At 72.7% G+C, this 18,736-nt stretch carries 18 protein-coding genes; 13 read left to right on the top strand and 5 right to left on the bottom strand.

Annotated elements, in window-relative coordinates:
* The first annotated feature begins 25 nt into the window (after window positions 1-25).
* The 11 genes from GPA04_RS15775 to GPA04_RS15725 all read left to right on the top strand — a co-directional run bounded on the left by GPA04_RS15775 (window position 26) and on the right by GPA04_RS15725 (window position 10,500).
* The gene (locus GPA04_RS15775; RefSeq protein WP_156225150.1) at window positions 26-1,837 is read left to right on the top strand and encodes a gamma-glutamyltransferase family protein; all 1,812 of its coding nucleotides are present in this window, start codon (window positions 26-28) and stop codon (window positions 1,835-1,837) included.
* Between the two features lie 91 nt (window positions 1,838-1,928).
* Entirely contained in the window at window positions 1,929-3,311 is a 1,383-nt protein-coding gene (locus GPA04_RS21450) for a D-alanyl-D-alanine carboxypeptidase family protein (protein ID WP_277754320.1), read from the top strand.
* 166 nt (window positions 3,312-3,477) lie between these two features.
* Entirely contained in the window at window positions 3,478-4,161 is a 684-nt protein-coding gene (locus GPA04_RS15765; RefSeq protein ID WP_156225149.1) for a histidine phosphatase family protein, read from the top strand.
* Window positions 4,162-4,290: 129 nt separating this feature from the next.
* Window positions 4,291-5,355: a LacI family DNA-binding transcriptional regulator gene (locus tag GPA04_RS15760; protein WP_156225148.1), complete on the top strand. Its 1,065-nt coding sequence runs from the start codon at window positions 4,291-4,293 to the stop codon at window positions 5,353-5,355.
* A complete protein-coding gene (locus GPA04_RS15755) occupies window positions 5,352-6,170 on the top strand; it encodes a ThuA domain-containing protein (RefSeq protein WP_156225147.1) in 819 nt (272 codons plus the stop codon). Before GPA04_RS15760 ends, GPA04_RS15755 begins: the two co-directional genes overlap by 4 nt.
* Window positions 6,167-7,294 (top strand): Gfo/Idh/MocA family protein, encoded by a 1,128-nt coding sequence (locus GPA04_RS15750; protein ID WP_241680843.1) that lies wholly within the window; start codon window positions 6,167-6,169, stop codon window positions 7,292-7,294. The genes GPA04_RS15755 and GPA04_RS15750 overlap by 4 nt, the downstream gene beginning before the upstream one ends.
* Before the next feature lie 167 nt (window positions 7,295-7,461).
* Complete coding sequence (locus tag GPA04_RS15745) at window positions 7,462-7,947, top strand: DUF8738 domain-containing protein (protein WP_156225146.1); 486 nt, start codon at window positions 7,462-7,464, stop codon at window positions 7,945-7,947.
* A gap of 4 nt (window positions 7,948-7,951) precedes the next feature.
* On the top strand, window positions 7,952-8,449 hold the full coding sequence (locus GPA04_RS15740; RefSeq protein ID WP_156225145.1) for a hypothetical protein: 498 nt from the start codon (window positions 7,952-7,954) through the stop codon (window positions 8,447-8,449).
* 115 nt (window positions 8,450-8,564) lie between these two features.
* Complete coding sequence (locus GPA04_RS15735) at window positions 8,565-8,954, top strand: hypothetical protein (RefSeq protein ID WP_156225144.1); 390 nt, start codon at window positions 8,565-8,567, stop codon at window positions 8,952-8,954.
* Window positions 8,951-9,595: a vWA domain-containing protein gene (locus tag GPA04_RS15730; protein ID WP_156225143.1), complete on the top strand. Its 645-nt coding sequence runs from the start codon at window positions 8,951-8,953 to the stop codon at window positions 9,593-9,595. Before GPA04_RS15735 ends, GPA04_RS15730 begins: the two co-directional genes overlap by 4 nt.
* A gap of 65 nt (window positions 9,596-9,660) precedes the next feature.
* Window positions 9,661-10,500, top strand: a complete 840-nt coding sequence (locus GPA04_RS15725; RefSeq protein WP_156225142.1) for a DUF72 domain-containing protein — start codon at window positions 9,661-9,663, stop codon at window positions 10,498-10,500.
* A 9-nt stretch (window positions 10,501-10,509) separates the two neighbouring features.
* Here the strand turns inward: GPA04_RS15725 and GPA04_RS15720 are convergent, their stop codons facing one another.
* The 3 genes from GPA04_RS15720 to GPA04_RS15710 are packed head-to-tail and all read right to left on the bottom strand — an operon-like array spanning window position 10,510 to window position 12,861.
* Window positions 10,510-11,397, bottom strand: a complete 888-nt coding sequence (locus GPA04_RS15720) for a carbohydrate ABC transporter permease (RefSeq protein WP_156225141.1) — start codon at window positions 11,395-11,397, stop codon at window positions 10,510-10,512.
* Window positions 11,394-12,266: a carbohydrate ABC transporter permease gene (locus tag GPA04_RS15715; RefSeq protein ID WP_156225140.1), complete on the bottom strand. Its 873-nt coding sequence runs from the start codon at window positions 12,264-12,266 to the stop codon at window positions 11,394-11,396. Before GPA04_RS15715 ends, GPA04_RS15720 begins: the two co-directional genes overlap by 4 nt.
* 52 nt (window positions 12,267-12,318) lie before the next feature.
* Entirely contained in the window at window positions 12,319-12,861 is a 543-nt protein-coding gene (locus tag GPA04_RS15710) for a hypothetical protein (RefSeq protein WP_156225139.1), read from the bottom strand.
* A 117-nt stretch (window positions 12,862-12,978) separates the two neighbouring features.
* Between GPA04_RS15710 and GPA04_RS15705 the strand changes: the two genes are divergently transcribed.
* Window positions 12,979-15,792 carry an FAD-binding and (Fe-S)-binding domain-containing protein gene (locus GPA04_RS15705; protein WP_156225138.1) on the top strand — a complete coding sequence of 938 codons (2,814 nt, stop codon included), beginning with the start codon at window positions 12,979-12,981 and terminating at the stop codon, window positions 15,790-15,792.
* Between the two features lie 60 nt (window positions 15,793-15,852).
* Here GPA04_RS15705 and GPA04_RS15700 read toward each other — a convergent pair whose 3' ends face one another.
* Window positions 15,853-17,913 (bottom strand): choice-of-anchor I family protein, encoded by a 2,061-nt coding sequence (locus GPA04_RS15700; RefSeq protein WP_241680842.1) that lies wholly within the window; start codon window positions 17,911-17,913, stop codon window positions 15,853-15,855.
* 129 nt (window positions 17,914-18,042) lie between these two features.
* Between GPA04_RS15700 and GPA04_RS15695 the strand changes: the two genes are divergently transcribed.
* Window positions 18,043-18,276, top strand: coding sequence for a hypothetical protein (locus GPA04_RS15695; protein WP_156225137.1), 234 nt, complete (start codon window positions 18,043-18,045; stop codon window positions 18,274-18,276).
* Between the two features lie 16 nt (window positions 18,277-18,292).
* Here the strand turns inward: GPA04_RS15695 and GPA04_RS15690 are convergent, their stop codons facing one another.
* Window positions 18,293-18,724, bottom strand: a complete 432-nt coding sequence (locus tag GPA04_RS15690; RefSeq protein WP_156225136.1) for an Lrp/AsnC family transcriptional regulator — start codon at window positions 18,722-18,724, stop codon at window positions 18,293-18,295.
* Window positions 18,725-18,736 lie beyond the last annotated feature (12 nt).

The following is an 18,736-nucleotide window of genomic DNA, read 5'->3' as shown; positions in this document are numbered from 1 at the left end:
GCAACGGCACCGCGATACTGGGGCGATGACGTTCACGACCCGCCCCGAGCTGCTCGGCACCTTCGGCATGGTGGCCTCCACCCACTGGTTGGCCTCGGCGAGCGGGATGGCGGTGCTGGAGGCAGGTGGCAACGCCTACGACGCGGCCGTGGCCACCGGGCTGACGCTGCACGTGGTGGAGCCGCACCTGAACGGGCTCGCGGGGGAGGTGCCGATCATCGCGCACGAGGCGCGCAGCGGCCGCAGCTTCGTGGTCTGCGGGCAGGGTGTCGCACCCGCCGCCGCCACGCTGGAGGCCTTCGAGGGCCTCGGCGTCACCGAGATCCCGGGCGCCGGACTGCTGGCCGCGACCGTGCCCGGCTCGTGGGGCGCGTGGCTGCACCTGCTCGCCCGCTACGGCACGCTGGGGCTCCGCGAGGTGGCCCAGTACGCGATCGGCTACGCCCGCGAGGGGTACCCGCTGCTGCCCACCGCCGCCGCCACCATCGGCACCCTCGCGGACACCTTCCGGGAGCACTGGCACGGCTCGGCGGCCGTGTACCTGCCGGGCGGGCAGGTGCCCGCCGGCGGAACCCGGTTCACCAACCCGGCGCTCGCCGCCACGCTCGACAGGCTCGTCACCGAGGGGGAGGCTGCCGGCGGCACCCGCGAGCAGCAGATCGAGGCCTCCCGCCGCGCGTTCTACTCGGGATTCGTCGCCGAGGCGATCGCGACGTTCGCCCGCACCCCCGCGTGGGACGGCGGCGCCGAACCCCACGCGGGTCTTCTCACGGCGGCCGATCTCGACGCCTGGACCGCCACCGAGGAGGAGCCGGCCGGCGTCGACGTGCTCGGCCACCGCGTCCTCAAGACCGCAGCCTGGGGCCAGGGGCCGGTGCTGCTGCAGCAGCTGCAGATGCTCGAGGCGCTCGGCGCGCACGAGCTCGAGCCGGGATCGGCCGATCTGGTCCACACCGCCGTCGAGGTGGCCAAGCTCGCGCTCGCGGACCGCGAGGCCTGGTACGGCGACAGCGGCGACGGCGACGGAGCCGCGTCGCTGGGCGACCTCCTCGAGCCGAGCTACGCCGTCGAGCGCTCGCGCCTGGTCGGCGCCGACGCCGACGCGACGCTGCGGCCCGGCGCGCCGGGCGGCCGGTCGCCGCGCCTGGCGGCCGCGGTGCTCCGGGCGATGTCCGACGGCGGAGCGTGGGCCGACGGGCTGGCCTCACCCGTGCAGCCCGGCCAGGGCGAGCCGACCGTGCCGCGCGGTGACACGTGCCACCTGGACGTCGTCGACCGGTGGGGCAACGTGGTGGCGGCGACACCCTCGGGCGCGTGGCTGCAGAGCTCGCCCACGATCCCCGAGCTCGGGTTCGCGCTGGGCACCCGCGCGCAGATGTTCTGGCTCGAGCCGGGGCTGCCCGCCTCGCTGCTGCCGGGACGCCGGCCGCGCACCACGCTCAGCCCCGGGATGGTGCTCCGGCATGACGGCACGCCGGCGTTCGCGTTCGGCACCCCGGGCGGCGACCAGCAGGACCAGTGGACCGTGCCGTTCCTGCTGCGCGTCCTGGGCCAGACGGACGGCGCCGACCTCCAGGCCGCGATCGATGCGCCGTCCTGGCACACGACGCACGTGCCGAGCTCGTTCGCACCGCGCGTCGCGGAGCCGCGCGGGGTGCGGGTCGAGGAGCGGCTCGGTCAGGACGTGATTGCCGAGCTGCGGCACCGTGGCCACGACGTCACGGTCGCCGGGCCGTGGTCGCTCGGCAGGATCAGCGCCGCCGGCACCCGCCGGGACGGGTTGCTCCGTGCGGCGGCGAACCCGCGCGGCATGCAGGGCTACGCCGTCGGGCGGTAGTGGGGCGGGCGGCGGCCCCGTCTCGATATCATGGCGGGCCCGAGCGCCTCAGCTCGTGTGCTCCCACCCCACGCACAGCGGAAGGCTTCTCATGCCCGCACGGACCGGTGGCGCCCGCCGCGTGCTCACCAGCGTGCTCGCGGTCGCCGCGCTGCTGCTCGCGGTGTCGGTGACGCCGGCCGCGGCGGCTCCGGCCAATCCGGCTGTCCGGTTCTTCACCGCGCAGCAGATCGGTCAGGGCTGGCGCAACCCCAGCGGGATGACGCAGGCCGGCGACGTCCAGCGCAACGGGCAGCAGTCGTTCTACCTCGTCGACCCCGCCGGGCAGCTGTTGTTCTACGGCCGCACGAGCAGCGGTCGCTTCCTCGCGCCGAAGGTCGTGGGCCGAGGGTTCGGCAGCGCCACGCAGCTGATGGGCGGGGTCGACTTCAACCTCGACGGCATCCCCGATCTGCTCGCGACCTTCGGCGACGGTCGCCTCATGTACTACCCCGGCAACGGCAGCGGTGCCTTCTCGAGCTCCCGCCAGATCGGCCGTGGCTGGCAGGTCATGGAGCACGTCACCGCGTTGCAGTTCTCGGTGGGTGGCAAGCCCGGCGTCGCGGCGACCGACGAGCGAGGCGTGCTGCGCATCTATCCGACCGACGGCAACGCCTCCTTCGGCAAGCCGGTGCAGGTGGGCTCGGGATGGAACCGCATCGCCCGGGTGGTCGGTGGCAGCGACTGGGACCGCAACGGGTGCTCCGACCTGCTCGCCGTCGACGCCGCCGGTGCCCTGCTGCTCTACAGCGCGCGCGCCGGCTGCACCTCCTTCTCCGCCTCCCAGATCGGGAACGGTTGGGGCGGCATGACCTGGATCGGCGCCAGCGAGACGCGGGCGCAAGGGGGTTTCTGGAGCACGGTCTGGGCCACGAACGCCGCGGGCCGGCTGCTCGGCTACCCCGCGCGGTTCACGCCAGGCCCCGGACCGACGCTCGCGCGCGGCGTGCTGCTCGTGAACAAGTCCTACCCGCTGCCCTCGGGCTACGGATCGGGACTGACCTCGAGCACCGCGAGCGCGTTCACCTCGATGCGCAACGAGGCGGCACGGCAGGGGTTGAGCATCTTCATCGCCTCCGGGTTCCGCAGCTACAGCCACCAGAGCAGCCTCTACCGCTCGTACGTGGCCAGGCACGGTGCGGCGGCCGCCGACCGGTTCTCCGCCAGGCCGGGGCACAGCGAGCACCAGACCGGGCTGGCGCTGGACGTGAACTCGACCTCCGGATCCTTCGGCAGCACGGCCGAGGGGCGCTGGGTGGCGCAGAACGCCCACCGCTACGGGTTCATCGTGCGCTACCCGCAGCACGGTGAGGCCATCACCGGCTACATGTACGAGCCGTGGCACCTGCGATACGTCGGGCCCGACCTCGCCGGCCATCTGCATCGGACCGGTCTCACCCTCGAGGAGTACCTCAACGTCTGGTCGGCCTACTAGCCGACCGATCCCGCCGCAGGCGCCCGCCGTGACGGATGCCCGGACCGACTCACCGGGCCTGGTTCGGTAGCCATGAGTCGACGCCCGGGTGAACACCTCGTGGCGCTCGACGGCGCCGCCCCGGCCGCGGCCCGGATGGCCGCTGCGATCGGCTTATGGTCAGGACATGCGCATGCTCCTGATCCGTCACGGCCAGACCCCGAGCAACGTCCTCGGCATCCTCGACACGGCAGCGCCGGGCGCCGCTCTGTCGGCCCTGGGCCAGCGCCAGGCGCAGGCTGTCCCGGCCGCGCTCGAGGGCGAGCGGGTCGCGGGCATCTACGTCTCAGGGCTGGTGCGCACGCATCTGACGGCGGAGCCGCTCGCTGCCGCGACCGGACTCGTCCCGCGGGTGCACGAGGGTCTCAACGAGATCGCGGCCGGCGCCCTCGAGACCCGGAGCGATCCCGAGGCGGTCCACGCCTACGTCGGCTGCGCCGAGCGATGGGCACGTGGTGACCTCGACGTCACGCTCCCGGGTGGTGAGTCCGGTCACGAGTTCCGGCACCGCTACGAGCAGGCGCTGCGGGCCGTCGCCCTCAACCATCCGGACGACGCCACGGTCGTCGTGGTCAGCCACGGTGCGGCGATCAGGGTGTACGCGGCGATGGCCGTCGCGCACGATCGCGCCGCGGTCGAGGACCGGAGCTTGAACAACACCGGGATGGTCACGCTGGCGGGTCACCTCGATCGCGGCTTCGCGGTCCTCGACTGGGTGGAGCACCCGATCGGCGGGGCGCACCTGGTCGGTGACACCGAGCACGACGTCACCGCGGACCCGGATGCCGTCCCCGAGGGCGTTCACGCCTGACGAACGCGCTGATCGCGCGAGCGGGGTGCCCGAGCCGGCGATGGCCCGCTGCAGGGCGGCGTGGCCCGTGACGCCGGCGGCCCGCCGTCCCTTGCGGAGCCGGGCGGCACCGGCGTAGCGTGATCGTCGATGCGTATCGACGATCCTGGTGACGCCGCGGTCCCCGCCCGCCGGCGTCCCGCGCCCACGAGCAAGGACGTCGCCCGCGTCGCCGGGGTCTCCCAGAGCACCGTCTCCTACGTGATGAGCGGCAAGCGCCCGATCTCGGAGGCCACCCGCAGGCTCGTGCTGGACGCCATCGCCGAGCTGACCTACGAGCCGCACGCCGGCGCACGGGCGCTGGCGGGCCACCGGACCAAGGTGGTCGGGCTGATGATGCCGCTGCACGACGCGGAGTCCGCCGGCGGGCTGATGGAGTTCGCCGAGGAGATCGCGATCCAGGCGCGCCGCCGGGACCACGACGTCCTCATGCTCACCGCGGACGAGGGGCCCTCGGCGCTCGCCAGGGTGCAGCGGCGGGCGATGTGCGACGCCGTGGTGATCATGCAGGTCATCACCGACGACCCGCGCGTGGCCACCGCCCGTGAGGTCGACCTGCCGGTCATCCTCATCGGCGTCCCGGCCGACCGCGACGGGCTGCACTGCATCGACGTCGACTTCGAGTCCGCGGCCGAGCTGCTGGTCGACGAGCTGGCGGACGCCTCCGCGCGCGAGATCGCCGTGCTCGGCTGGGCGCAGGAGTGGGACGACGCGGGCGCCAACTTCATCCCGCGCTTCCGCGCCAGCGCCGCCGCGCGGGCGGCCGCTCGTGGCGTCGCGCTGCGCTGGGTCGGCGCACCCCACACGCGTGGCGGCGTCGAGGCCTTCCTCGACGCCGTCCTCGACCCCGACGGCGGCGCCCACCCCGGTCTGCTCACGGTCCAGAGCCCTCATCACGTCGGTGCCGCGCTCCAGCAGCGCGGCCTGCTGCCGGGCCGCGACCTCGACCTGGTGTCGCTGTGCACCGACGCCGAGGCCGAGCGGCAGCCGGTGCCGCTGACGGCCGTGTCCACGCAGCCCCGCTGCGTGTCGGCGGAGGCGATGGCCTGGCTGTTCGACCTGCTCGACGGGGACGCCCCCGCCGAGCTTCGACTCGTCCCGGCGCGCCTGACCAGACGCGCCTCTGTCCGACCCATCAAGGAGAACCGACCATGACCGCACCGATCCGCGTCCTCGTCTGGGGCGAGAACCGGCACGAGCAGCTGGAGCCCGAGGTCGCGCAGCGCTACCCGGACGGGATGCACGGCGCCATCGCCCAGGGGATCGAGGCGAACCTCGGCGCGCGCGCCCGGGTGCGCACCACCACGATGGATGAGCCGGAGCACGGGCTCACCGAGGGGGTGCTCGCCGACACCGACGTGCTGATCTGGTGGGGTCACGCGGCGCACGGCGAGGTCGCGGACGAGGTGGTCGAGCGCGCCTACCGGCACGTGCTGGAGGGGATGGGTCTGATCGTGCTCCATTCCGGTCACTGGTCGAAGCTCTTCATGAAGTTGATGGGAACGACCTGCACGCTGCGCTGGCGCGCCGAGCACGACCGCGAGCTGATCTGGACGGTCGACCCGACCCACCCGATCGCGCAGGGCATCCCGCACCCGATGATCATCGAGGAGGACGAGATGTACGGGGAGCTCTTCGACATCCCGACCCCCGACGAGCTCGTCTTCATCTCCTCCTTCAGCGGCGGCGAGGTGTTCCGCTCCGGCTGCACCTTCAAGCGCGGCTTCGGCAAGATCTTCTACTTCCGCCCCGGCGACCAGGAGTACCCCACCTACTTCCACGAGGGCGTCCGCAAGGTGATCTCCAACGCCGCCGAGTGGGCGGTCACGCTGCGGTCCGAGCGCACGCTGCCGACGCTGCTGCGGTACAACACCGGCGAGTTCTACCGCGGTGCCGACTACGAGGGCGCGCTCAGCCCGGAGGCGGCCGCCGCGCAGGCGGCGCTCGAGGCCGAGGCGGCACAGGCGTGACGGGATCGCCGTCGGACGTGCCGCCGCTGAAGGTCCTGCAGGTCGGGGCCGGCGGGATGGGGCGGGCCTGGCTGAGCGCGATCGCGGCGAACCCCGACGTCGAGCTGGTCGGCCTGGTCGACCTCGACGCGGCCGTCGCGGCGGCCGCCCTGGCGGCCGCGCCCGCAGGCCTGTCGGAGCGCGATGTCACGGTCGGGACCGACCTGCTCGAGGTCGCGCGCACGAGCGGGGCGAGCGCCGTCGTCGACGTGACGGTCCCGACCGCCCACCACCCGGTCACGACGGCGGCGCTGTTCGCAGGTCTGGACGTGCTCGGCGAGAAGCCGGTCACCGAGACCGTGGCGGAGGCGCTCTCGTTGGTCGCGGCCACGCAGCTGACGGGCCGACGGTTCGTCGTCAGCCAGTCGCGTCGGTTCAACCAGCAGGCCTTCCAGCTCCGTGCCTTCGCTCAGGCCCTCGGCGCCGCCGGCACGCTCGCGTGCGAGTTCTTCAAGGCACCGCACTTCGGCGGCTTCCGCGAACAGATGCCGCACCCGCTGCTGGTCGACATGGCGATCCACCAGTTCGACCTCGCCCGGTTCGTGCTCGACGCCGACCCGGTCGCGGTCTACGCGGAGGCGTTCAACCCGCGGTGGAGCTGGTACGCCGGCGACGCCTCGGCGGTGGCCACGTTCGAGATGAGCGACGGGTCCCGATTCAGCTACTCCGGTTCCTGGTGCGCACCCGGCCTGGAGACCTCCTGGAACGGCTCGTGGCGGCTCTCGGCCGAGGGCGGATCCGCGATCTGGACCGGCGACGACGCCCCGTCGGTGGAGTCGGTCGAGCCGATCGACGTCGCCGAGGTGGCTGACCCGGGCCGCGAGCTCGCCGGATCGCTCGCGGCCTTCGTGGCGGGCATCCGTGACGGTGCGCCGCTGATGTGCGAGGCGGCCGACAACGTGCTCAGCCTGGCGATGGTGGAGGCGGCGGTCGCCTCGGCCACCTCCGGTCAGCGCGTCGCGATCGACGACGTGCTCGACCGCGCGTACGAGGCCGCGCTCGCGCGCGAGACCCGGGACGACGTCCGCGAGGCGCTGGCCGCCTGGCCCTCGGTGCTCGAGGGGCTCGCGTCCCCCGCGGTCTGACAGCCCGGCTCTCAGCACGCCGAGTGCGACAGTACCTGGCGAGTGCGGCAGGTGCACCTGCCGCACTCGCCGGAAGCTGCCGCACTCGGCGCCTGGGCGGCGGCAACGGTTCGGTCACGGCGCCGGCGTTCCCGGGCAGCCGCGCCGCCGGCTGCCTACAGTGAGGTATGACGACCTGGGCGAGACGAACGAGCGCGCTGGCCGCGGCCGCGTTCCTGGTGGCGGGTCTGGCCGCCTGCCAGGCGCCGGACGAGGGCCGCAGCCCCGAGCCGGGGGACGGCGACGTCACCACCCTCACCCCGACGGACGAGCCGACCGAAGACATGACCGACGACGAGAGCGCCGAGCCGACCGATCCGCCGTCAGGCCCCGCCGACCCGCGGGTCGAGGCGGCTGTGACCGACCTGGCCGAGCGGCTCGAGGTGACCGCCGAGGACGTCACCGCCGGTCCCCTCGAGGAGGTGACCTGGACCGACGGCTCCATCGGCTGCCCCGCCGAGGGTCAGAGCTACACGCAGGCGCTGGTGCCGGGAGCGCGGCTGGTGCTGACGGTCGACGGCGCCGAGTACGCCTATCACGGTGAGGGCGAGGAGCCGCTGTTCTACTGCGAGACGCCGATCGAGCCGGCGGCCTCGGACGACGCCACGGCGTGACGGCGTGACGCAGCCCGGCGGCCTCCGCGCCCTCGGGCGGTCACCGCTGGCGCTCGGGGTGATCGCGCTCGCCGTGCTCGCCGTGCTCGCGGTGCTCGTCGTGGTGTCCAACCGCAGCGGCGGCGAGGCCGGCGCGGCCTACGGGGCGGACGCGGCCGCCGACTGCGTCGCCGGCTACCCCGGCGGTCTGGGCACCGCCGACTTCGCCTTCGACGGCGTGGTCACCAGCACCGGTCCGAGCGTCTCGGACCGCGCCGGTGCCGTGCTCGGGTACGCGGGCGTGACGTTCGAGGTCCGCGAGTGGTTCGCCGGCGGCACGGGCGAGGAGGTCACGGTGGACCTGAGCACCCGGCCGTCCCCGGGTACCCGGCTGCTCGTCGCGGGCGCCGCCCGGTGGGGCGGGCAACCGCTCGACGCCCCGGTCTCCTGGCAGCCGTGCGGCTTCGTCCGCTACTTCGCCCCCGGCGTCGCCGACGACTGGCGCTCCACCTTCACCCCATGACCGCTTTCCACACGATTCCGTCCACCCCCTGGTTTCAACACGATTCCGTCCAGCTGCGCAGCAAGCGCGGCGGGACAGTCGATGCGGATCCGCAGTTTCTGCGGTACCATCGTTCATGCCCCTCGACCAGAAGACCCTCGCGGCGATCCGCCAGGCGCTCGACGACGCCGAGCGGGCCGGCGCCAACCGGACCGCCGACGCGCTCCCGCTGCTGCGCGGCGCCGCCGATCGGCTCACCGAGCTGCTCGACGGCTCGATGGCCCAGGCCGTGCTCGAGGAGGGCGACAGCCTTCGCGCCGCCGGCCAGAAGGCGGGCTTGAGCGAGAACGCCGTCGGCCCGCGTCTGGCTCGGACACCGGCGCTCGCCGCGTACGCCAACGCGGAGGGCCGGGTGACAGCGGCCGGCGTGGAACGGGCTCGCTACGACCTCGAGACCGGCACCCCCCGGGCTGCCGCTCAACCACCGAAGCCGATGCGCTTCACACCACGAAGGAGGACGCCATGACCCGTTCCGACCTCACCCACCTGTACTTCCTGCTGGATCGCTCCGGCTCGATGCAGTCGATCAAGGCCGACACCGAGGGTGGTTTCGCCTCCTTCGTGCAGGAGCAGCGCAACGCCGTCAGCGGCGAGTGCCGCGTGACGCTCGCCCAGTTCGACAACACCTACGAGCTGGTCTACGCCGACGTGCCGCTCGCGGACGTGCCGCCGCTGGCGCTCGCGCCGCGTGGCTCGACCGCCCTGCTCGACGCCATGGGCCGGATGATCACCGACGCCGGCGCGGCGCTGGCGGCGCTGCCCGAGGACCAGCGTCCCGGCACCGTGGTGGTCGCCGTGATGACCGACGGGCACGAGAACGCCTCCACGGAGTGGACGCATCCCGCGATCAAGTCGCTCGTCGAGCAGCAGACCGAGGCCTATCGGTGGCAGTTCCTCTACATGGGTGCCGACCAGGACGCCATCGAGGTCGGACGATCGATGGGTGTCAAGGCCGAGCACTCGGTGACCTACGGCCGCGGGAAGGCGCGCGAGGCGATGGCGGCGACGTCGGCCAAGGTGGCCGGCCTGCGGGCCGCGCGCGTGGCGAACCCCGCCGCGATGGCCGCCGGCTACACCGCAGCCGAGCGCGACGACCTCGCCCACTGAGGCACGCCGGGTTGCGCGGTCCCACCTCGCGGGCGCAGCATCACCCAGGGAAGGGAGGTGGGGTCGTGACCGACGTACGTACCGGTGTCTCGGGGTGGCGCTACCAGGGCTGGCGCGGCGACTTCTACCCGACGGGACTGCCGCAGCGCGAGGAGCTGGCCTACCTGTCCGCGCGCATGCGGACCGTGGAGGTCAACGGCTCCTTCTACTCGCTGCAACGTCCGAGCAGCTGGCTGTCCTGGGCCGCCCAGGTGGCGCCTGGCACGGTCATGGCGGTGAAGGGGCCACGCTTCATCACCCACATGAAGCGGCTGCGCGACGTCACCGAGTCGCTGGGCACGTTCTTCGCGAGCGGCCCGCTGCAGCTCGGCGACCTCACGGGCCCGTTCCTGTGGCAGCTCCCGGCCCGGGACACCTTCGACGCCGACCGGCTGGAGTCCTTCTTCTCGTTGCTGCCGCGCAGCGAGGCAGCGGCTGCTCGACTGGCGCGAGGCGGCCGGGTCGCGCTGATCGAGGGCCGCGGCGAGAAGCCCTGGACCCGTGCCCACCGGGCGGACCGGCCGCTCCGGCACGCGATCGAGGTCCGTCACGCCTCCTACCAGGACGAGGCGTTCCTGGCGCTGTGCCGCCGCCACGGGATCGCCGTCGTGGTCTCCGACGGCGCGGGCCAGTGGCCCATGATCGACGCCGTCACCGCCGACCACGTCTACGTGCGGCTGCACGGCGGCGAAGAGCTCTACACCAGCGGCTACGGGCCGGCCGAGATCGCGCAGTGGGCCGACCGGGTCAGAGGCTGGGCCGTGCGCGAGGACGTCGAGCAGGTGCTCGTGTACTTCGACAACGACGCCAAGGTGCACGCACCGCGGGACGCGATCGCGCTCGCTGCCGAGCTCGAGCACCCCTGACCCCGGCTCTCAGCGGACCCCGGTCACGCCCAGGCTGGAGGTGATCTGCTTCTGGAAGACCAGGAAGAGGATCACGAGCGGGGCGAGCGCGATCGTCGTCGCCGCCATCACGAGCGTCCAGTTGCCGTTGTACTGCGTCTGCAGCGCGGCGGTCGCGACCGTGATGACGTGCCACTCGGGGCGCGGGGCGATGACCAGCGGCCACATGAAATTGTTCCACTGGCTCACCACCGTGATCAGCAGCAGCGTCGCCAGGATCGGCTTGTTCATCGGGACCATGATCTGCCACAGACGTCGCAGCACCCCGGCGCCGTCGATGCGGGCGGCGTCGAGCACGTCCGACGGCGTGGAGCGGAAGTTCTCGCGCAGCAGGAAGATCGCGTACGGGGACCCGAACATGAACGGCACCACGAGCCCGGCGAAGGAGTTCTTCAGCCCGAGCTCGGTCATCATCGAGTACAGCGGGATGATCGTGACCACGGCCGGGATCATCAGCGTCGACACGTACACCCAGAAGATCGCGTCGCGACCAGGGAAGTCGAGCTGGGCGAACGCGTAGGCGGCGAGGATCGACGTCAGCATCTGCCCGAGCACCAGCACCAGCACCACCTGCGCGGTCACCGCGATCGGCACCACGAAGTCGTACCGCTCGCCGAACAGCGACACGTAGTTCTCCACCGTGGCCGGTTCCGGGGTGGCCAGCGGCGAGCTCGTGTTGAACTGCCGCGACGTCTTCAGCGACGTCATCACCGAGAACACGAACGGGGCGACCATGAGCACCGCGCCGGCGAGCAGGAACCCGTAGGTGAGCACGTTCGCGACCAGGCGCGCCGCTCGGGCCGAGCGCGGCGCGCTCGACCGGCGGGACGTCGTCGGGACCGGGTTCGTGGTGCTCATGACATGTCGTAGGTGATGCGTCGACGGAAGTAGCGCTGCTGGACGAGGGTGATCGCGACCAGCACCACGAACAGGACGACCGCCATCGCCGCGGCGCGGCCCAGGCGCAGCGCCACGAAGGCCTCGTCGTAGATGCGGGACGCGATCACGTCGGTGGAGAACCGGGGGCCGCCCCCGGTCATCGCGTAGATCGAGTCGAACACCTGGAAGCTGGAGATGATCGAGGTGACGGTCACGAAGAACATGGTCGGCCGCAGCAGCGGCAGCGTGATCGACCAGAGCGTGCGTGCCGCACCGGCGCCGTCGAGCTCGGCGGCCTCGTACACCGAGACCGGGATCTGCTGCAGGCCGGCGAGGAAGAACAGCGAGATGTAGCCGACCGTCGACCAGATCTGCACGAACGCCACCGCCGGCAGCGCGAGGTCGACATCGGCCAGCCACTCGATCCGGCGGCCGAGCAGGGCGTTCAACGCCCCGTTGGTCGGGTCGAGGATCCACCGCCACACCACACCCAGCGCCAGCGGGGCGCACACCCAGGGCAGCACGTAGAGCACGCGCAGCCAGCTGGTCCCCGGCAGCCGCCGGTTGATGGCGACGGCGAGCAGCAGCCCGATCGCGATCGAGACGGGGATCGTGATCGCCGTGAACGCCGCCGTGACCAGGAGCGAGTTGCGGAACCGGTCCCAGCCCAGGATGTAGGCGTAGTTCTGCAGGCCGAACCACTCGGGTGGGCTGATGAGGTTGTACCGGGTGAGGCTGAGCACCACCACGATGACGACCGGCAGCAGCAGGAACACGCCCACCCCGATGAAGCTCGGGATCAGCAGGAGGTAGCCGGCGCGCGCCTCGATCCGCTGCCGTCCGTTCATGCCACCTCCCGCGCTCCGGTGCCGGAAGCCTAGTGAGGTCGAGCGGCTGCCATCAGCGCTGTGCGCGGAACCAGGCGCGAGAGGTGCCCGACATCAGCAACGAGACCGAGATGGCGATCCAGATGATCCCGACCAGCACGCTGCCCTGACCCCCGATCAGGCTGACGATCGCGAGGGCGACGTACAGCGCGCCCGTGATCGTGAGCGCGATGGCCGCCCAGTACCTGCCCCGCAGCGCCATGATGCCGAACACCAGCACCAGGACGCCGACGACCGCGACGATGCCACCCAGCCCCACGAACATCTCGGGCGTGAGACCGGTCCCGGCGAAGGCGCTGGAGTCGCGCACGACCCCGGCGAGCACCAGGAGCAGCGCGCCGAACAGGATCGCGACGATGCCGCCGATGATCGCCAGCACCGCGCCGGCGGTCACCGAACCCGGCCGCACCGCCGGCGCGGTGCTCCACCCTGCGTAGCCCGGCTGCCCCGGCATGCTCGCGCCGTAGCCGTACTGGTTCCCGGGCGTGCCGTAGCCAGGCACCTGGCCGGGTGAGGGCGGCGGGGGCGGGACGGCGTCCTGCTGGCCGTAGGTCATGGAGCTTCCTTCCGAAAGACGGTTCGCACGAGCCTACGGCCGGGTGTCCGGTGCTCCCATGGGCAGACCTGTCGGACGCCGCGAACCGCGGTGGTCCGGCTACGGCAGAATCGTCGGGTGACCGTGGACCTGGAACCGCTGAGCCGGGTCGTCTCGCCCGAGGGGTGGTCGACGCGGCTGGTCGATCTCACCGCGGTCGCTCATGACGCCTCGCACTACCTGCTGACGCCGTCGGCGCTCGTGACGCCCGCCGATCTCGGCGAGCTCACCGCGGTCCTGGTCGCCGCCAACGAGGCTCGGGTGCCGGTCACCTTCCGCTCCGGCGGCACCAGCCTCTCGGGCCAGGCGGGCACCGACGGCGTCCTCATCGACACCCGCCACTCCTTCTCCGCCGTCGAGGTCCTCGACGGCGGTGCTCGGGTCCGCTGCGAGCCTGGGGCCGTGCTTCGGCGGGTGAACGCGATGCTGGCGCGGCACGGGCGGCGGCTGGGTCCCGACCCCGCGAGCGAGATCGCCTGCACGATCGGTGGGGTCGTGGCGAACAACTCCTCCGGCATGACGTCCTCCCACACCGCGACCGCCTACCGGACCCTGCACTCGATGCGGTTCGTGCTGCCGAGCGGCACGGTCGTCGACACCGCCGCACCCGATGCCACCCGAGCGCTCGCCGCCGCGGAGCCCGACCTCGTCGCGGGCCTGCTGGGGATCCGGGACCGGTTGCGCTGCGACGCCCGGCTGCGCGCGCTCGTCGAGCACCAGTTCTCGATGAAGAACACGATGGGCTACGGCCTCAACGCCTTCCTCGACCACGACGACCCCGCCGAGATCCTCGCCCACCTGATGGTCGGCTCCGAGGGCACGCTCGGCTACGTCGCCTCGGTCGTGCTGGACACCGTGCCCGCACTCCCGCACGTCGCCACGGCGCTCGCGGTCTTCGACGGCATCGGGCAGGCCGCCGCCGCGGTCCCCGCGCTGCTGGAGGCCGGCGCGGTGGCGGTCGAGCTCATGGACCCCTCCGCGCTCCGGGTGGCGCAGGGGCTGGTGGCCGCGCCCGAGCAGATGCGCGCCATCGCCGTCGAGAACCACACGGCGCTGCTGGTCGAGGCGCAGGCGGCCAGCCAGGCGGAGCTCGCGGACTCGGCAGCCGTGCTGGGTGCCGCGATCGGAGCCCTGCCGCTGGCGCTGCCCACGGCGCTGACCACCGACCCGATCGCTCGCGCGGCGATGTGGGCGGTCCGCAAGGGCTTGTACGCGGCGGTGGCCGCCGCCCGCCCGGCAGGCACGACCAACCTGCTGGAGGACATCGCGTTCCCGGCGGACCGGCTGGGTGCCGGCGTCGCCGGGCTCGGGACGCTGCTCGAGCGGTACGGCTACCGCGAGGCGGTCACCTTCGGTCACGCACGCGACGCGAACCTGCACTTCATGATCACGCCGCACCTCGACGACCCGCGGGAGCTGGCCACCTACGAGGCGTTCACCGAGGACCTGGTCGAGCTGGTGCTGGGCGAGGGCGGCACGTTGAAGGCCGAGCACGGGACCGGGCGGATGATGTCGCCCTACGTGCGCCGCCAGTACGGTGACGAGCTGTACGAGGTGATGCGGGAGGTCAAGCGGCTCTGCGACCCGTACGGGATCCTCGCGCCGGGCGTGATCCTCGACGACGACAGCCGCGCCCACGTCTCCCACCTCAAGACCTTCCCCACCGTGGACGCGGCCGTCGACAGCTGCGTCGAGTGCGGGTACTGCGAGCCTGCGTGCCCGTCGCGCAACACCACCACGACGCCACGGCAGCGCATCGTGCTGATGCGTGAGATCGGGCGCGCCACCGCCGAGGGCCGGCACCGCGACGCCGCGGAGCTCCATGACGACTTCGGCTACGAGGCGGTGCAGACCTGTGCCGCGGACTCCCTGTGCGTGCGCTCCTGTCCCGTCTCGATCGACACCGGTGCCGTGATGAAACGGCATCGAGCCGACGGCCTCGGACCGCTCGCGCAGCGTGGCGGTGTCACGGTCGCGGGGCGCTGGGACGCCGTCGAGGGCCTCGCCCGGTTCGGTCTGGGCGTGGCGGACGTGCTTCCCGACGGCGTCACCTCCGGTGCGAGCCGGCTCGCCCGCCGGGTCCTTCCGACCGAGCTCGTTCCCGAGGTCGGCCCCGACCTGCCGGCCCCGGGGCGGGCGCGCAGCGCCCTGACGGGTCTCGTCGACCCCGCTGATGCCGACGTGGTGCTGTTCCCGAGCTGCACGGGTGCGTTGTTCGGCGGACCCGCGTCCTCGCTGCTGGCGCTGTGCCGGGCTGCGGGGATCGCGGTGACGATGCCGGAGCACGTCGATGCGTTGTGCTGCGGCACACCCTGGTCGTCCAAGGGCTTCACCGACGGTCACCGCGCCATGGGCGAGCGGGTGGTCGATGCTCTCTGGCGGGCCAGCCGCGAGGGTGCGCTCCCCGTCGTCATGGACGCCGCCTCCTGCACGCACGGGCTCGAGGGTCTCGAGGCGGTGCTCGAGGGGACCGACGCCGAGCGGTTCGCGCAGATCCGGGTGCTGGACGCCGTCACCTGGGCGCGCGCGGAGCTGCTGCCGAGGATCACCGTCCCTGAGGCGCGCCGGCTCGACCGGGTGGTGGTGCACCCGACCTGCGGCACCGAGCACCTCGTCGCCACGGGCGACCTGGTCGCGCTCGCGCAGGTCGCCGCGCGCGAGGCGGTCGTCCCTGACGCCTGGGGGTGCTGCGGGTTCGCGGGTGACCGCGGCATGCTGCACCCCGAGCTCACCGCGGGTGCGACCCGCGACGAGGCACGCGACGTCGCCGCCCTCGCCGAGGCGGACGCCTACGTCAGCGCCAACCGCACCTGCGAGATGGGGATGAGCCGGGCGACCGGCCGGTCCTACCGTCATGTGCTCGACGTCCTCGCCGAGGTCGTCACCGGCTGATCGGACGACGCGCCCGCCGGGCCGCTCCCTCCAGCGGCACCGGCGAGCGCGTCGCGGTGCTCAGGCCTGGGTGGCCCGAGCGCGGCGGAGGAGGAGAGCTCCTGCGGCCGCGGCGATCACGGCGAGCGTGACCAGTCCAGCGATCCTCGGCGCGCCGGTGTCGGCGAGGCCGCCACCGCCACCGCTGCCTGCGCCCGGCGCCGCCGTGGCCTCGAACGAGACCTCGCCGGTGCCGGACTCTCCAGGGAGCTCCGCCGTCGGGCCCGAGGACGGCGCGGTGGTGGGACCGGCGGTCGGGGCCGTCGTCGCGGTGTCGGTCGGGGTCGTCGTCGGGGCCGTCGTGGGATCGCCGCTCGGCGTCGGCGTCGGCGACGGGGTCAAGGCCGACGTGATCGAGAACAGCGTCGTGGTCCCCGAGACCTCGTTGCCGACGGCGATCAGCGGCTGACCGGTCGGCGACTCGTCGGCGGCGATGAAGGCGATGCTCTCCGGGCCGAGGTCACCGGCCTCGTCGAGCACGGCGGCCGGGTCCTCGGCGTCCTCCAGCGAGATCGAGAAGTCGCGGTTGTTGACGTAGGTGACCCAGAAGACGTCGGTCGGGTCGGAGATGTCGAAGACGGCGATGCCGCCCACGCGCTCGAGCCCGACGAACGCGTAGGTGCGGCCGTCGACCTCGCCGACCGTCACGGCCTCGGGCTCGGGGCCCTTGTCGTCGCTGCGGCCCTCGAGGTTCGACTCGGAGTGGTTGGAGTTGAAGAACTCGGGCGCCGCGTCGGCGACGACCTGCTCCAGCTGGTCCCCGGAGTCGAACACGAGCTCGCCGGAGGTGTTCCAGATCGAGAACGAGCGGGCGCCGAAGGAGTACAGCTGCTCGTAGCACGAGCCGTCCTCCGACAGCCCGTCGGCGGTCGTGACGTTGAGGCGACCGAGGTCCGCGTCCCCGGTCAGGTCGGCGAGGGGCGAGTCGGCGCAGATCGGCGCGAGGCCGTCCTCGCCGAGGTCCTTGACGCGTGCGGGCTCCACGTAGTCGCCCCACTCACGGGCGTCGCCCTCGTTCGCGGTGACCAGGAACGTCTCGTCGCCGACCGCGTAGGAGACCACCGTGTCGGGCATGAACAGACCGAGGACGGGCTGCGGCAGGATCGCGATGCCGCCGTCCCGGTCGCTCGCGTCGAGGCCGTTGCCGGGCAGCATGTGGTCCTTCGCACCCAGCGGCAGGATGTCGGTCACGGTGGCGGTCGCGAGGTCGACGACGGCGAACGCGTTCGCCTCCTGGAGGCTCACGTAGGCGGTCGTGCTGGTGCTGTCGATCGCCGCGTACTCCGGCTCGAGGTTCGCCGAGACCGGGAGGTCGGGGTTGACGTCGGGACCGAACACGCGGACGCCCTCGGGCAGGGTGGCGGAACCGCCCTCCTCGTAGGCGTGGAAGTCGGCGATCCGGACGTCGGCCTGGTCGGGCGCCGCGATGGTCTCGGGAAGATCGACGACGGCGATCGCACCCTCGGGGTCGATCGTGAACCCCTCGTCGGGCTCGCCCTCGTTGGCGACGACCGCGCGAGCGCCGTCCGGGGTGATCACCACGTTGTCGGGCAGCGCGCCGACCCGCACCGCGCCGAGCGCGCCACCGCTCACCGCGTTCGCGTCGAAGAACGCGACCCACCCGTCGCCAACCTTGTCGGGGGACTCGAGCGCGACGGCGACCAGCCCGTCGGCGCGGACCGCGACCGAGTTGGCGACGGCGCCGCTCTCGATCGTGGAGCCGTCGCCGGCGACCGTGCCGACGGCGTCGAGCTCGGCGGTCTTGGCGGGCGCCGTCGGGTCGGACGCGTCGAGGACCTCGACGATCCCGGCGTCGGCGTTCACCACGAACAGCTGGGCGGTCGCGGCGTGAAACACGACGATCTCGGCCGCACCCTCGTCGATGACACCGGTGCGGTAGCTGCCCAGCGGTGCGAGCGTGATGGCGGCGTCGTCGGCCGAGGCGGTGACGGGCTCGGCCACGGCGTACGCCGAGGTGATCAGGCTGAAGGCCGCGAGTGCGGCGAGCGGGAGCGTGAGGGCGGCGGTCAGCAGACGGCGACGGGCGGCCCGAGCACGAGCGGGAGAGATGGTGGTCAGCACGAACGGACCCTAGGAAGGCCGGGCGGCCGGCCGGCGACCGGTGCGTGACCGGAAGATGAACGGGTGGGCCACCGCACCCGGACGGCACGTGCCTACGATGGTGAACCACTCGACGAGGAGGCAGCGCTCATGTCCTTGGTCTTCGGCTCCACCGCGTTCATCGTCATCGCCGCGATCGTCGTGATCGGTATCGTGATCGCGCTGATCGTCCGCGTGGGGCGGCGCGATCAGACCGACTGGGCCGGGGACCCCCGACCTCCGCAGCCGCAGCCCCGACCCCAGCAGGAGCCGCCGCGGTCGATCGACGACTCGCAGCAGTTCCGCGAGCAGAACCGCCCGACCGACCCGCCGGCGCCCACCTGAGCCCGGTGCCGGGAGGTCAGCGCTCGAACTTCGTCGACAGGATGATCGAGGTCGTGGTGCGTTCGACGCCGTCGAGCCCACCGATACGGTCCGTCAGCCAGTCCATGTCCTGCACGCCCGTCGCGACGGCGATGGCCACCAGGTCGTGCGTGCCGCTCACCGAGTGGAGGCTGCGCACCTCGGGCAGCTGGTGCAGCGCGCGCACCACCGCGGCGGATCGCTTCGGTCCCACGGTGATGAGGATGTGTGCCCGCAGCCGGTCCTGCTCGACCTCCTCCGCCACCCGCACGGTGTAGCCGCGGATCACCCCGTCGCGCTCCAGCCGCTGGATCCGGCTCTGGACCGTGGTGCGCGAGAGCCCCAGTCGTCGGGCGATCTCCGCCGTGGAGGTGCGGGCGTCCTCGCGCAGGATCGACAGCAGCCGCTCGTCGGCCGAGGACACGCGCATCCCTGACTCCAG

The sequence above is a fragment of the Pseudactinotalea suaedae genome (assembly GCF_009733815.1).
Taxonomy (GTDB): Bacteria; Actinomycetota; Actinomycetes; order Actinomycetales; family Beutenbergiaceae; genus Pseudactinotalea; species Pseudactinotalea suaedae.
This window is presented reverse-complemented; position numbering and strand designations above follow the sequence as displayed.